At 46.2% G+C, this 13,886-nt stretch carries 13 protein-coding genes; 5 read left to right on the top strand and 8 right to left on the bottom strand.

What is annotated here, in order from left to right; translation table 11 throughout:
• Nucleotides 1–10: 10 nt before the first annotated feature.
• The 3 genes from AAX04_RS03245 to AAX04_RS03255 are packed head-to-tail and all read left to right on the top strand — an operon-like array spanning nucleotide 11 to nucleotide 4,815.
• Complete coding sequence (locus AAX04_RS03245) at nucleotides 11–3,280, top strand: hypothetical protein (RefSeq protein ID WP_156519672.1); 3,270 nt, start codon at nucleotides 11–13, stop codon at nucleotides 3,278–3,280.
• Complete coding sequence (locus AAX04_RS03250) at nucleotides 3,270–3,932, top strand: hypothetical protein (RefSeq protein ID WP_066793921.1); 663 nt, start codon at nucleotides 3,270–3,272, stop codon at nucleotides 3,930–3,932. The genes AAX04_RS03245 and AAX04_RS03250 overlap by 11 nt, the downstream gene beginning before the upstream one ends.
• Nucleotides 3,919–4,815 (top strand): DNA double-strand break repair nuclease NurA, encoded by an 897-nt coding sequence (locus tag AAX04_RS03255; protein WP_066793923.1) that lies wholly within the window; start codon nucleotides 3,919–3,921, stop codon nucleotides 4,813–4,815. Before AAX04_RS03250 ends, AAX04_RS03255 begins: the two co-directional genes overlap by 14 nt.
• Here AAX04_RS03255 and AAX04_RS03260 read toward each other — a convergent pair.
• The 6 genes from AAX04_RS03260 to AAX04_RS03290 all read right to left on the bottom strand — a co-directional run bounded on the left by AAX04_RS03260 (nucleotide 4,793) and on the right by AAX04_RS03290 (nucleotide 11,085).
• Nucleotides 4,793–5,221: a helix-turn-helix domain-containing protein gene (locus tag AAX04_RS03260; RefSeq protein ID WP_156519673.1), complete on the bottom strand. Its 429-nt coding sequence runs from the start codon at nucleotides 5,219–5,221 to the stop codon at nucleotides 4,793–4,795. The genes AAX04_RS03255 and AAX04_RS03260 overlap by 23 nt on opposite strands.
• Nucleotides 5,206–5,910: a hypothetical protein gene (locus AAX04_RS03265; protein WP_066793934.1), complete on the bottom strand. Its 705-nt coding sequence runs from the start codon at nucleotides 5,908–5,910 to the stop codon at nucleotides 5,206–5,208. Before AAX04_RS03265 ends, AAX04_RS03260 begins: the two co-directional genes overlap by 16 nt.
• Before the next feature lie 692 nt (nucleotides 5,911–6,602).
• A complete protein-coding gene (locus AAX04_RS03275; protein ID WP_238377784.1) occupies nucleotides 6,603–7,052 on the bottom strand; it encodes a redoxin domain-containing protein in 450 nt (149 codons plus the stop codon).
• A 35-nt stretch (nucleotides 7,053–7,087) separates the two neighbouring features.
• Complete coding sequence (locus AAX04_RS12355; protein WP_066793943.1) at nucleotides 7,088–7,267, bottom strand: hypothetical protein; 180 nt, start codon at nucleotides 7,265–7,267, stop codon at nucleotides 7,088–7,090.
• 129 nt (nucleotides 7,268–7,396) lie between these two features.
• On the bottom strand, nucleotides 7,397–10,162 hold the full coding sequence (locus AAX04_RS03285) for an MMPL family transporter (RefSeq protein ID WP_066793946.1): 2,766 nt from the start codon (nucleotides 10,160–10,162) through the stop codon (nucleotides 7,397–7,399).
• Nucleotides 10,163–10,224: 62 nt separating this feature from the next.
• Entirely contained in the window at nucleotides 10,225–11,085 is an 861-nt protein-coding gene (locus AAX04_RS03290) for an NAD+ synthase (RefSeq protein WP_066793949.1), read from the bottom strand.
• Nucleotides 11,086–11,285: 200 nt separating this feature from the next.
• Between AAX04_RS03290 and AAX04_RS03295 the strand changes: the two genes are divergently transcribed.
• Complete coding sequence (locus AAX04_RS03295; protein WP_066793952.1) at nucleotides 11,286–12,266, top strand: phosphate uptake regulator PhoU; 981 nt, start codon at nucleotides 11,286–11,288, stop codon at nucleotides 12,264–12,266.
• Here the strand turns inward: AAX04_RS03295 and AAX04_RS03300 are convergent, their stop codons facing one another.
• Entirely contained in the window at nucleotides 12,267–12,794 is a 528-nt protein-coding gene (locus AAX04_RS03300) for a hypothetical protein (RefSeq protein ID WP_066793955.1), read from the bottom strand. It lies immediately after the preceding gene.
• Nucleotides 12,795–13,128: 334 nt separating this feature from the next.
• Here AAX04_RS03300 and AAX04_RS03305 point away from each other — a divergent pair, with 334 nt between their 5' ends.
• On the top strand, nucleotides 13,129–13,317 hold the full coding sequence (locus AAX04_RS03305) for a DUF1922 domain-containing protein (protein ID WP_066793958.1): 189 nt from the start codon (nucleotides 13,129–13,131) through the stop codon (nucleotides 13,315–13,317).
• Here the strand turns inward: AAX04_RS03305 and AAX04_RS03310 are convergent.
• Nucleotides 13,289–13,852, bottom strand: a complete 564-nt coding sequence (locus AAX04_RS03310) for a metallophosphoesterase (protein ID WP_066793960.1) — start codon at nucleotides 13,850–13,852, stop codon at nucleotides 13,289–13,291. The two genes, AAX04_RS03305 and AAX04_RS03310, sit on opposite strands and share 29 nt — an antisense overlap.
• Between the last annotated feature and the right edge of the window lie 34 nt (nucleotides 13,853–13,886).

Here is a 13,886-nt window from a genome sequence, read left to right on the forward strand (position 1 = left end):
ATTAGGCTTCGTGGATAGGCCATTCAACCCAAGTGGACTCCCCCCAATGACTAGGCGTTACGCTACAATGGGTCTTGATAAGGAGATCAGTGAGGTGATGAAGGCAATCGACGTCTTCCTGAGGGGAAGTGATAACATGCTCCTAGTCATAATTGGACCCTATGGCTTTGGTAAATCAGACCTACTTGATGATGTTGAGGAGAGACTTAAGGGGCTTAACATCGACACTATTAGAACGGCGCTAAGCCTCAGCATGAGCATTAAGGATTTCTTGATCAGTAGGCTTCGTGATAGGGACCCTAGTAAGCCAATGGTTATAATGTTCGATGAGGCAGATGAATTAACTAGGGCTGTGTTAATGTCCGGCGGCGTGAATAGTGATGTTAAAAACGCCATTATGCAGGTCACCGGGTTAATAAGGGCTATACTTGAACCTAAGAATTACGCATCTCTGCTTAACCTGAAGCCAAGTAGCCTAGGCAGGATAATGATAATAGCCGCCTTCACCCCCCAGCTCTACTACAGCATACTAAGGAACAGCGTACCTGATGTGTTCGACATAGCCAGAGGCAGGGTGTTTAAGGAGGTGGTGATTGATGATAGGGTGCCTTACTGGCTTTATGAGGCCATAGTCGAGAATAGGCTCCTATCGTACTCAACGCCGGAAAGGCTTAAGGCGATTAAGGATGGTAAAATCAGCCCACTATGGCCATTTAACAGGGAACTGCTATCATTAATCTACCTGATAGCCAGGAGGATGGAGAATGGGCAAGCCTCACCGAGGAACCTCATCAAGTTGACCTCCAAGTTATTTGAAATGGCCATTGAGAATAATGGACAATTAAGCGTTAACCTAGTGCTTAGTTTCGTAACATCTGAACTGGGTAAGTACGTTAACCTCGATTTACTCAATGAACTGAAGACATATGGTGATGAGGTGCTGGGCGTGGCATTATCAGGCATACCAGTTAAGGCCAATTCAAACATTGAATTAACTGGGCTTGTTGAGAAGGTTAAGGTTATTGAGGTTAACCCAGATAACCCAAGCGAGTTACGCAAGGTGAATAATGTAAGGATGATTTACGGTAAGCCGCCCATAATAGTCGACGACTTAAGGAACCTATCCATAGAATATGGCTCATACTACACGGTGCCAACCGATAGAGGCATTAGGTTATTCGTAATACTCCCACCTGATGCAAACCTGGAGGGTTTCGTAGGTTATGATGCGTATATACTGAAGAAGGGCATCCACGATAAGTTACTAGGCTTAGTTAGCACTGAAGGTGCCAGCGTTGATGAGTTAGGCAACTTCATTAAGCAGTTAGCCGCCATGAAGCCTGTTGATGTGGCTGGTAGGATAATCGGTATGCTAGCTAAGAGCGATGCAATTAAGGTTCAGGATGGCTTAAGGGTAGCCATTGTTGATAATGTGCTGGATGCTAGACTGGCCTACGCAACACTCGATAACCCAGATAAGGTGGCTAGTATTGCGTTGAACTGCGGTGTTAAGGTAAATGGGCAGGTTAAGTACGTGGACGGCTTAATAGCCCTAGTGGTTAATGACCAGGTGTTAACTAATCAATTAAACACAAACCTAAACATTAAGTGGTGCAACACATACGATGCATCCCAGAGAATCCTCCTTCTGAGTTACGGCTCAGATAGCATTGAGGAGTTAAGGAACACGTTGATAGGCCTATACGTGCTTTCAAGGTTCAGCAAAGTGCCCAGTGAGTACAGTAGCCAAGTTCAAGTTGCAATGAGGTTCATCGAGAGAGTGAGCGCCTTTAGGGACTCGTTAAGGAACCACATACTTCAATACACCCTAGGCCTACCCAGGAGGAGAGAGGGTAAGAGGGACGCCATTAGGGGTATTGTTGAGAGTTGGATTGAGGGTAAGGTCGACCAGCAGTTGCCACCAGCCTTTAGGTGCGGTGATAAGCCATGCATCTCCAGGGTTGAGTCAACCCTAGTCAACTATCTAAGTAACGTGGGTAAGCCCATTGACGAGAGGGAACTTGAGCAGATAATAAGGGGGCTCTTCCCGGTGCAATTGTGGAGGGAGTTCAGGGAGCATGACCTCGTGGAGCTTATGAGACTCAGGGGGCTACTACACGACCATAATGGTAAGTACATCCTGACCGTTGGTGATGGATTTAGAAGAGCTGTTGAGGATACGTGCAGTAGAATAAGGGAGCTGAGTAAATCACTGGACAGCGGCATAACCATTAATATTAATGGTGTCAACCTAACTCTGCAGGCCGGTTTAAGCAACCTGCAGGGTAGTGTTAAGGCTCTTGAGGATGAGTGTAGGCTACTCATGACTGTGATAAGGAATCCAAGTGAGGATGACTTAAAGAGGCTGGCTAAAATAAACTTAAGACTATTGGACATTCAAAGCGAGGCGGATGAGGTTAAGGGTAAGGAGGGGAACCTAGTTAACGAAATTAAGGCGATTATAGGCAACTTGAACACAATTATCGATTCCATAGGTGGTGAGCAGGGCATAAGGGCTGAGCTTAAGGATGCCGTGAGGGCTAAGGTAAATGAACTTAAGGAACTCATCAATAGGGTTGTGGGTAACCTGAACGGGTTAAGCGTAGATAAGGCATATGAGGCTTTAAAGGCCCTTAATGATAATGTAACAAAGGAGATTAATAGACTCAGGAGGGAACTTGAAGTGGCCACTTCAATACTCCTCTACGCACACGAATACTCAATGATAACCATGACCCTGTCTAAGATTAGCCAACTGATTAATGAGGGGGATTCAGTGCTGAAGGGCAACACCAGCATCGACGTTGTTGACTCTATCGTTGAACTACTCAGCAGGGACTCACTGGAGGACTTGGAAATAGCCCTAAGCGAATATGAGAGCAGGGTTAAGGAAGCCAGGGCTAGGTTAATGGACTACATCAACAAGGCGAGGTTTAAGGTTACTAAGATCAGCAACTCGATTAACTGGCTTAGGCATAGGGGTTTACTTAACCAGGACGTAGCCATACCAAGCCTCAACTTCACTAACCTAAATGAACTGAGGATGAGTATTGAGAACTTGGTGGCCATAAACAAATTGATCGCTAGTAAGCTTAGTGAAATATCAAATAAACTCAACGTACCCTTAAGCGTACTAACCTACATAGCATCCAATGGGCCTAACGTTGGTATAGACGAGGTTGTTATGGCGAGGGAACTTGGGATGGAATCGAAGGATGTTGTTAATTACCTTGAAACCCTATGGAGAGCTAAACTGGTGGAGAAGCGTTATGTCTCCTAGCCCACCGTTGATAATAGCCGTGGTTGATGACCTAGACAGTGAGTTATGCAGATTTGTACAATGCATACGTAACTACGACTTTAATAGTAGGGCTGACGTATTGATGTGCCTTAAACAATGTCCAGGGGCAAGGGCGCACATAGTGATTAATGTAAACAACTGCAACTGGAGTGGCCCTGTAATTTACGGTAACGTCACCCTTAGGTCAATCAAGTGCTGTGGCGGTGAACAAGCCACGTCAACCATAGTGAGGTCAAGGACTGATCAATCCCCCATCTCTAGCCAAGTGGAGGATGGATGCGTGAGGTTAACTAATGAGGGCTTAATCATAACCGGCTACATTCCTAAGATATACTTAAACTTGATGGTTAATATACTGTTGAATGATATTAATGCCCTATGGGGTAACGTGGTGAATAATGGGGTGGTTAACAGGTTGGTTAACATTGTGCTGGCGGAGAGGTATTCACTTGGGTTATCCAAGACGCTGATGGGGCTTGTTAAGGCCCTTAAGACAGGGGATGCGTCGAACCTGGACAGGGAGACTGTGAGTATACTTGAGGGGCTGGGTATATTGGATTCAGGGGTGTTGGTGGATAAGGATAAGTTAAGGGCACTGATAGACGAGGTGACTAAGATTGTATACCCTTGAGCCACTGATAGGTAGCGTATACAGGTTAAGTGAAATTGACTTAACGCAAATTGGTGCTGAACTCGAGCAGCTTGAGGATGATGAACTCGTAGTTGAGGTTAACGCTGAACCCATTGATTACACCGTTGCGGCTGTGGATTCCGGGTTCACGCTTGTTAAGTACCTTGGATTGATGGTTGGTCTAATAAACGTTGCTATGGTACTACCCCCAGAATCAAGTAGAAGTAGGTTCATTGCGAGGATAATCAATGATGAGAGGTCCCTTGGGGCAGTTGCCAAGCTTGAGGAACTTAACGCAACACATGAACTGCTTGATGATAGGGACGTGGTGTTGGTAGATGGGCCACTGTTAACTGAGGGTGAGGGTGACGGTAGGTTAAGGGCACTGGTGAATAAGGCACTTGGCACTGGGCGTTACATATTATCCTTCACCAAGGAGGTGCGCCTTAACCGGGTCATTAATAGGCTGCTTAAGGCTGATAAGCCAATTAATGAGGCATCACTATTCTTCGCACTGTTGGAACGCTTCAGGTTAAGGCATGGGTCAAGGGGTGTGTTGATAACCACCCCAGTGAACCTGCAGGGTGAGGTTGTGGGTTTTTACATGCAGGCACATGGTGGCAGTCCACCTGTTTACGTTGAAGCCACCAGTAACGTGATTAAGAACCTAGGTGTGCTGGGCACTGTGGCGCTAATGATGAGTAGGGAGAATTACCCTATACCACTTTACATAGCTGATAAAATCTCTAAGGTCAGTGATGAGTTAAGGAGGTGGTTCATAATGGCCCTCCTAAGGGTAGGCAGCATGAGTGATGTTGACCCCCTACTGTATAGGTATATTAGGGATGTGCTTGGTTACGCTAGGGGGAGGAACCTTTATTAGTTGATTCCTCATCAACGGCCTTAAGCATGTTCGCCACGTCCTGTGCCCTCTGTATGTAAATGTACTTATACTTACCCCTCTTCTCAACGTTAATCAAGCCAAGTTCATTAAGCCTCCTCACTATCCTGAAGAGCGTTGACTTAGGTATATTAAGGTCCCTACCTATCATGGACTGAACCACTGGCTTATTACCCTTACTTAGCAGGTACCTAAGCACCCTTACCTCATCTGTGTTTAACCTCACCTTATTCACATCGTCCTTAACCCCAATTGCCTCATCACCAGTGTTAGGATTGCCTTTAGTCAGCCTAACCTTAATATCATATATCATGTAACCCAGCACCATTATTAGGAAAACCTCCATCATAGTCATTATAACCATTACATTGCCTAAAGGCGGTTGCACTCATTAATCACCCTCGTAACAGTGTTCTCAATCTTCTCAGTAAGCACCGTTAATAGGCCTAGGGTCCTTATAGTCCCATTGGCTAGCACCATGTATCCGTAATTCTCCATGCCGCTTAACCCCAACTCTGCTAGACCCTTAGCTACGCATTCACTATTCTTAAGTCTCCCAATAATGCCTATGGTTACGTTGGCTGAGCCAATGGCTAAGCCACCACCTAGGTTTATTAATATGACCGCCGCCGCATCATTGACCTTTAAAACTTTATATACTTCATCATTACCCTTACTCACCAACCACCCCTTATCATTAAGCATCTGAGCCACCTCAATGTTAGATATGGGCGTGTTGGTCATATAAGACATCTCCTCTATTAACTCACCTAGGGCGTTAAGCAGTATCCTTAGCTCATCAACACTTTTAATACCCTTAAGCGTTATTGATGGTATCAGGACAGCCATCCTGGAATCCTTAACGTAGTCAGCGTAGAAGCCTAGGGAGCCAACGGCTGGTGCTATTATTGAGAATTCCTCCTCGTTAACAGGAGTTATTGTAGCTATTCTAAACTCTATTAAACCCGTGTTAATCATCCTATTAAACGATAGCTCAATTAACTTACCATTAACCATCGAGTAAATCTTCGACCTCTCCACACCTCCACTAACCTCCTCAACAATAACACTATCCATTATGGGATAATTTCAAGTAGGCAACTTTTAAATATATCGTCCTGCAATAATCATGAGACTGAATCCCCGAATTGAGTATTGTTATGACTAGGTTACATTTAAGGCGTAGCCGTAATAAATGGATCCATTTGCGCCATATATGACCTCGTTAAAATGGCCTGGACACTGTAGCAGTCAACATGGTTAAATGACCCCCTTCCCGTTCCAGTGGGGTGGGTTTTTCGTTGTGGGGGGTCTTGGGTGTTGCCTCGTCTGTTGTGGGGTTGGTGGTCTTGTTCTTGGGGTGGTGGTAAGGGTGGGGTATCGCCCCACCGGCTCATCCAAAAAGCCCAAACCCCCTTTCAGAGGCACCAGGAAAACACAAGGCAAAGGGGGAATTAAAATGTAACCAGAAGCAGAAATACTGGACAATAGGTTAAAACTTTAAACCAACTAAGAAACAACACCACCCCTAGAAGAGGCGAAGCTTGTCTACTCGTTGCTAAGTACAGTCGACGGTGGGTTAAGGTACGGTGTAAGGTTCATTATACACCACCACGTATCAAAAGACTTCAACGCAGACCCGGCCACGGAGGTCAAGGATGTATTAAAGCGCTTCATGAAATAAGGACTAGTGGGAATGTGATTAAGGGAATCAGATTATCTTCATTTCGATTAAATACCTTAACCATTATCTTCGTTACCCTAATGCCTTAACCGCACCCACCGCTTTTACTAACGTTGATAGCCGCAACTAGGTTTAGTATTTCCTTGTAGGGTGGTTCATTCCTTGGGTCATCGCTGACCCACTTATACCTAACTATACCTTGATCATCAAGAATGAAGGCTGCCCTCTTAGCCAGCTTCTTAAGTCCCAACAGATCCTCAAGCACGAGGCCGTACTTCTCAATGAACTGCCTATTGAAGTCACTTAGTAGCGTGAAGTTGAGCCTATTAGCCTCCTTAAAGGCCTTTAATGCCCATGGCTGGTCAACGCTTATGGCTATTACCTCTGCGTTAGCCTTATTCATTATACTCATGTTATCCCTAATAGTGCACAACTCCTTAGTGCACACTGGGCTAAACGCCGCAGGGAACGTCAGTATGACAAAGAGCAAGCCTCGCCCTTTAGGGCGGGGTTGTCCCACTACGTGGGGTTTCAGCGATGGGTTTATAAGATCCAGCTCTGCAGAGGTTATTAGTAACCCCGTAATAGGCGGGGTAACTGTCGAGACCCCCAGAGTGAAACCCCGCCCCTCAAGGGCGGGAAGGGGGTCATCACAGGCTTACCCTTACCTAGAAAGTCGCTTAGTCTCCTTACCTTTAGGTCTGTGTCTAGGAGTTCGAAGTCAGGTGCCCTCTCCCCTACCTCGACCATGGTCATCCAGCCGTGTTAAACTGTTTATAAGGGTTTGTGGGCTATTCTAAGTTGCTGAACAGCCACAAGGCTGGGTGCGGTTAAACCAAGGTGTAGCTTATTCAGTACGCCTTAACCTGATGGGAGGGGTTATCTCAGTGACGCCTGTGTGGTCTCTTTAATGCGTGTTGGTAGCCTGGATGGCCACCAGTTATACTTACCCGCCAGGACCATTATTGCTGGCATTACGGCTGGCCTTATTATGAAGGCGTCTATCAGTACGCTTAACCCAACTGTAAACCCTATTTCCCTCAGTATGTATAATTGGGATGCCATTAGGCTCATGAAGGCCATGGCTAGGACCATGGCGGCCCCAGTCACTATAGGGCCCGTATTCTCAACAGCCACTAGTATGGCGTCTGGGTCATCCCTACCTTTAATCACCTCTTCCCTAATCCTTGACACTATGAATATGTCGTAGTCTGTGCCGACACTAGTCAATAGTGCATAGAGTATTATCGGCATTAACCAGTATGTCTCAATCCCTAAAACCCTGTAAAAGACAACTTGGCTAATGGCCAACGCCCAGGCCATACTCATCATCACTGTTGCAAGCAACCTAAGCGGGATAACAATGCTCCTCAGCGCAATGGACAGTATAATTATGTTCAAGGCGATTATCAGTAGGGCTATTTCACCGTAAAATTGCCTCTCAAAAACGCTAACAAAATAGTACTTGTTAGCCGCATCCCCACCAACAAACACCTTAACACCGTATAACTCAGCCACCTGCCTAGCCACCTTGGCTAGGTCTAGGTAAACTGGGATTAACCTATCCGAGAGCGCCGTGTAACTGGTGGTGACTTTAAGTATAATCATTGACGATGAGTTATAGGCCACATTAATGCTCTTAGTGAAGTTAAAGGCCCCCACGTCACTTATAATTGCACTCAATGCACCTGGGTTAGGTGGCTCAATTACGATGTACTGGGTTGACTCTATGTAGTTTGGGAAATGGCTGAGGAGTATCTTATACGCCTGAATAGGCTTAATATTAGGCATTAGTATTATCGGGTTTGACGTAAGGGGGGTTTGGAGCAGTAGTGCCACGGATAGTGCAGTGAAAACCAGGGCAATTGATAGGACTAGCCAGGGCCTTTTAATGGAAAACCTGGTCAACCTAACTATCAACCTGGTACTAAGCTCACGGGTGGATGACCTCAAGCCCATGGGCCACAATATGCCATCACCCATGATGCTTACCAGCGATGGTAAAACCACCGCAGTCGTTAAGATAACCAACGCTACGGTGACTATGAAGGATAGGCCAATTACCTGAATGTACTGGTAATTGGATGCCACAAATGAACCTAAACCAGCGGCAACCACGCCACCCGAGGTTAACACGGTTGGTACCGTCATACGTGTTATAATGTTTAAAGCCTGAGGGACCGTTGAACCCCTCCTCCTCTCCTCTAGGTACCTACCCACTATGAGAAGGCTGTAATCGACACCAATGCCGAAGACGATGGGTGACACCATGTAGACTGTCAAGTAGTACACTGTTAAGCCTGAAACACCAATGAGGTAGATCACACCGAGCACTGCACCGTATGTTAGCACTAGGATCAGTAGGATCACCAATGGAGCAACCAACGTGCCCAATACGAAGAGGAGCATGGTTAGTACTAATATGCTGCTGACCTCATCTATAACAGGCACATCACTCTCTATCATCCTCGAGAGCTGGTTCAACACAATACCAGTTGAGAATGGGTAGACGTAGTCATAATTGCTGAAGGCATCATAAATCCTAACATCATTTGTTGAATTAACCACCACTAGGGAGTAGCCATCTGAATAGAGGGAACCATTAGTCACGTTATTAGCGTATGAATAAGGTGGCCTGCTGAATGCCGATAAGACAATGAACCTTAAAGATGAGTTAAGTTCAGCCATAACTTGATTGACCTGGGACCTATTGGAACAGGCCAATTGTGTTAGGTAAGGCTTAATCAATAGTGGTGTTGAATTTATGAATTGATACGCCACCAGCTTGGCTACAAGCGACCTCGGTGGATTACGCCCAAGTGCAATTACCTGCACCGCAAGCGGATTACTCATCGTTATGTTCCTCAGCATCGCCATATACGTACTGTTAATCCTAGCCAGAGTTAAACCGTAGGATGAACTTAAAGCACCATTGATGGTCGTTACATTTAACCCATATGTAGACAGACTACCTATTGAGGCATTTAAAACCGTGATGAAGTAGCCTATCTGGGTCATAAGCCAACTGGGGTAATCATTATTCGCTAGAACTGTTGACGCTGTCTCGTTAATCACCCTTGATGTTGGGTAATCATAGCCTGATGATGCCGATAGCTTAAGGAAAAACACCCTTAGGAATGATGAGTAGAAGCTACTGAATTCACTGATGGTTGATGTATAATTGCTATATGTATTATAATATTCACTACTTATGTTGTATAATTCGCTACATAGCAGCGACTCATTAATGTATATGTTGTTAACAATAGCTGTGTAATTCCCCACGTAATCCCTTACGGTTTCATTAGTGACATCGTTATAGCGGTTAATAATAACGTCATAAACCTTGTTCAGATCATAGTACGACAAGTTAAGTGACCTTAACACTTGATCAACGCCTTCAAGCACGTATTGGGAATTGTTAACATCACCAACGTAAACCGGTATCACAACTAGGCTTGTCTGGTTACCCAGGTAACTACTGACTATACTACTTACAACACTTGCACTTGTCCACCTTGGAAGAACCTTATTATCACTGTACACTAGTATCTTGAAGACCAAGTTGGCATGAGAAGCCAGTAGTAGGATAACAACAATCCACACAGCTATTATAAACACATTGAGCATCCTCCCATTAACCATACACCAGCGCTCGGCATCACGCTAAGTAGTATTTATAAATAATTTTCTAAGGCTCTGCGGATTCAGCGTAGGCCGGTGTAGTGTATTGGCATGCGCCAATCAAGCCCAATGGTCCTAAGCCCTATCCTAGGTATTATGGGTGTCCTACGCTTATGCTCAGTCGCAACCACCCTTCTCCAAACTTGCTCCACTAAGCTGATCGGCTTCCCAGTGGCCTCCTGTGCCTCCTGCGGGTTCAGCCTAAGGTCAACCAATGCGTGAAGTATTACGTCAATGTCCTCGTACCTAAGGCCCAATTCACCTTCTGCCGTCTGACCCTCCCATAGGCGTGGGCTGGAGGGCTTGTAAGCTATCGAATCCGGTAAGCCCAAGTGCTTGCCTAGTCTCCTCACCTGGCTCTTATACAAGTCGCCTATAGGCAGTATATCCACACCACCATCACCATACTTAGTGAAGTAGCCTATCAACAATTCACTCTTATCCCCAGTACCGGCAACTATCATTCTGTTTAGGTTCGCGTAGTAGTAAAGTATAGTCATTCTTATCCTGGCCAGCACATTGCCGTTCGCCACAACCTCGCTCTCCCTGAAGGCTGGTATTGTACTGGAGTAGGCGTTCCTGATGGGATTGATGTCAATAACCTCGTACTTGATCCCAAGTGCCTTAGCTAGTTCAACGGCATCCCTTACATCCTCAGGTGGGGTTGTTTTGTAAGGCATTATCAATCCAATTACCCCATCCTTCCCCAATGCCTTAACGAGGAGAGCGGCGGTTACGCTTGAATCAACGCCACCACTAAGCCCCACCACCGCACCCTTGGCGCCAATGCTACTTATGTATGACCTGAGGAAGTCAATTATCCTCCTTTCAACGTAATCATAATCAATGTTGATTAACCTGTCTATGGTTACCCAAGGTGGCATAATTCAGGCACTGCATCCCCGGCTTAATAATGTTTCCCATTAATACATACGGACCTCAAGTTTAACACTTAAGGTTTAGGAGGGTTAAATCTAGGTGTTACTAAGTGTGCTTAAGTTTTTCGATTATTGATTGATTATTAGCAGTTAATATGAGTGTTTTTGGGTAAAGATTTTTTAACCAGTGAATAGTTAGTGAACCCATGTCGATGTACCGTAGGGTTATTAGAATTGGGGAGAAGAGCATAGGGATAACGCTACCTAAGCAGTGGCTTGACTCCCTAAACATTGGGCTTGGTGACTTAATAGAGGTTAAGGCTGTTGAGGATATGCTTATAGTTAAACCAGTTGTGTCTGAACATGGCTCAAGCAATGCCGTGGTTTTATCATCCGGTGAGAGCTCTGATGAGGCCATGAGGATAATAATAGCCGGCTACATTGAGGGCTTTGATGATATAGCAGTGAGGGGCCCTAAGGAGAGCATTAGGCGTGCCTACCAGGTGATTGAATCTAAGCTACCTGGCTCATTAATCCTCGAAAGTGAAGATGGGGTAATGGTTAAGGTAGCTACATCCGAGACTAACATAAACCTTAAAATGGTTGTCAGTAGCACGTCAACAATACTGAACGCAATGTTCGACAAGATCTCGTCATACCTAGAAACCAACGATACATCACTACTGGATGAAACACTAGCCATGGATGACCAGGTTGATAAACTCTACTTCCTAGCCTTAAGAACAATTAAGAAACTGTCCTTTAGGGACCCTAAGGAAGCTATTGATGATACCATTATAGTGAAGAACATGGAACACGTTGCAGATGCACTTGATAGGATGGCCAGGACGTTTAAGGGTATCCAGAAGATAGACCCAGGGTGTGTTAAGGAGCTCAGCAGTAGGCTAAGGGATGTCTGGTCCTACACCTTAAGGGCCATAAATTCCTACCAATCTGGCTCCAAGGAGCAGGCTCTTAAGGTGATAGTTAGTAGGGAGGAGTTGCTAAACAGGATGTTTAGCCTAATTAAGAAGCCGTGCAGTGAGGAGATGGCTGGCGTCATGCATGAGCTACAGTTGATAATAGCCCTATCAGTCGACATAGCCGAGGCAACGTTCTCAAACTACGTTAGGTCAGTGACCAAGAGACCGGTGAGTAAGGAGAGTAGCGAGGACGTGGTGGGTTAACTATCCTAGTGCACCCTCACAGCCTGAGGATAAAACCCTAGAGGCCTCCCACAGCACCTTGGGCATGGGGGACTTATCACCAAGGTAGTACCTTTCATGGGCTGCGTCTGAGAGGGCCACTGAGGCCAGTATACGCAGGGGTGTATTGACGTAGGCGCGGACGACTTCATTAATCCTGGCCCTTAAATCACCCATGTTCATTATTAACGCCGGCCCAACCATGACCATTGCATTGTTGAACTTGTTCATTAACTCATTAACCCTTGATAACCCACCACCCGTGGCGGAAACCACCATGAAGCCACGTGAATCACTATACCTATTGATTAAACCCATCCTTATCAATGACCTCAATGCCCCCCATACGTCACTGGAGTACCAGGGTGGATACTCGTACCTGACTCCAAGGTGATTCCTCAATAGGTACACTATAATCATTAACCTGAGCATCTCCATCCTAGACTCAGCTAGTATGAGCAGTACCACGTCCTCAAGGTTAATTCTACCGAAGCCAAGTCTCCCCTGCATGTTGAACCACACCCACCAGCCCTATTAAGGTTAATGCAGAACCAGGCAATTGAGGTAAGGTTTATTATCCTGGAGTGGTGCTGGGGCCTGTTTCGGTTTTATGATTATTTGCGGCGCTTATTTTCATTTGATGCCTAAGACGTTAGTTTTAACCTAACCCTAGCACCCTTAATCGTGCCCTGGGGTCCCGAGATCCGTAAGGCAAGGAACCGCGGGCGACCGTTGGGGAGCCGCTGCGGTGAGGGGGCCAGGGAGATCGTTGAGAAGGAGACGGTGGGTCACGAAACCACTGGAAGTAAAAGAATATAACCCACCGCCTCCGGAGAGACGGTTCATGGAGTACCTGGTGGTTAGGTGCCCTAGGTGCAGTATGCCATCCGCCGTTAGGCTTGGTTCACTAAGCCACACCTGCCCCTACTGCGGCACTAGGTTCAAGGTGAATGAGGTTAACATAGTGGCCAGGGCTAGGAATGGTAGGGAGGCAAGTGAACTGGTTAGGAGGATGTTGGCCCAGGGTCGCTGAGGATGCTGGCCAGTTCATCAGCCCTCACTATCAGGTTACCGTACTTATACTCGTTAAACCACCCACACCCCTGAATCCTAATGTTAATGTGCCCACCGGCAAGCTCCAGGATGGCCATGGTTTCACTGGACCCATTGAAACCCGTAAAGGAACCTGGGTTAACCACCAATACCCCACCCAGATCCTGGACCATAGGCCTATGCGTATGCCCCATTAGCACTAGCCTAGCATTGAAGTAATTCACCATCCTCCTTAAGTGCAGCCTAGCCTCCTTCTGATGCCCATGAATAACCAGTAGCCTCACCCCCTCAACGTCTATGATCTCCTTATCCGGCAGCGGCATTGGGTCAGTCTCACCGGCAACCACCACCAACCTGCCGATGCCCTCCAACTCCTTAAGGACCTGCTCGTTGGAAAGATCCCCAACGTGTACTAGAAGGTCAAAGCCACCCACCTTAACCATGTTCAGTAAGCAACCATTGGGTAATCCACCGCTGGCTATGTGCGAATCCCCCAACACAGCTATCTTAACCACAATTGGGTACCTATTGCAGGTTAATAAAACCTTA

This window comes from Caldivirga sp. MU80, assembly GCF_001663375.1.
In the GTDB taxonomy this organism is placed as follows: Archaea; Thermoproteota; Thermoprotei; order Thermoproteales; family Thermocladiaceae; genus Caldivirga.

Coding starts and splice junctions, on each gene's coding strand:
- AAX04_RS03250 (WP_066793921.1), top strand. CDS start 3,270: ATGTCTCCTAGCCCACCGTTGATAATAGCCGTGGTTGATGACCTAGAC.
- AAX04_RS03265 (WP_066793934.1), bottom strand. CDS start 5,910: ATGGATAGTGTTATTGTTGAGGAGGTTAGTGGAGGTGTGGAGAGGTCG.
- AAX04_RS12355 (WP_066793943.1), bottom strand. CDS start 7,267: ATGGTCGAGGTAGGGGAGAGGGCACCTGACTTCGAACTCCTAGACACA.
- AAX04_RS03285 (WP_066793946.1), bottom strand. CDS start 10,162: ATGGTTAATGGGAGGATGCTCAATGTGTTTATAATAGCTGTGTGGATT.
- AAX04_RS03290 (WP_066793949.1), bottom strand. CDS start 11,085: ATGCCACCTTGGGTAACCATAGACAGGTTAATCAACATTGATTATGAT.
- AAX04_RS03295 (WP_066793952.1), top strand. CDS start 11,286: ATGTCGATGTACCGTAGGGTTATTAGAATTGGGGAGAAGAGCATAGGG.
- AAX04_RS03300 (WP_066793955.1), bottom strand. CDS start 12,794: ATGCAGGGGAGACTTGGCTTCGGTAGAATTAACCTTGAGGACGTGGTA.
- AAX04_RS03305 (WP_066793958.1), top strand. CDS start 13,129: ATGGAGTACCTGGTGGTTAGGTGCCCTAGGTGCAGTATGCCATCCGCC.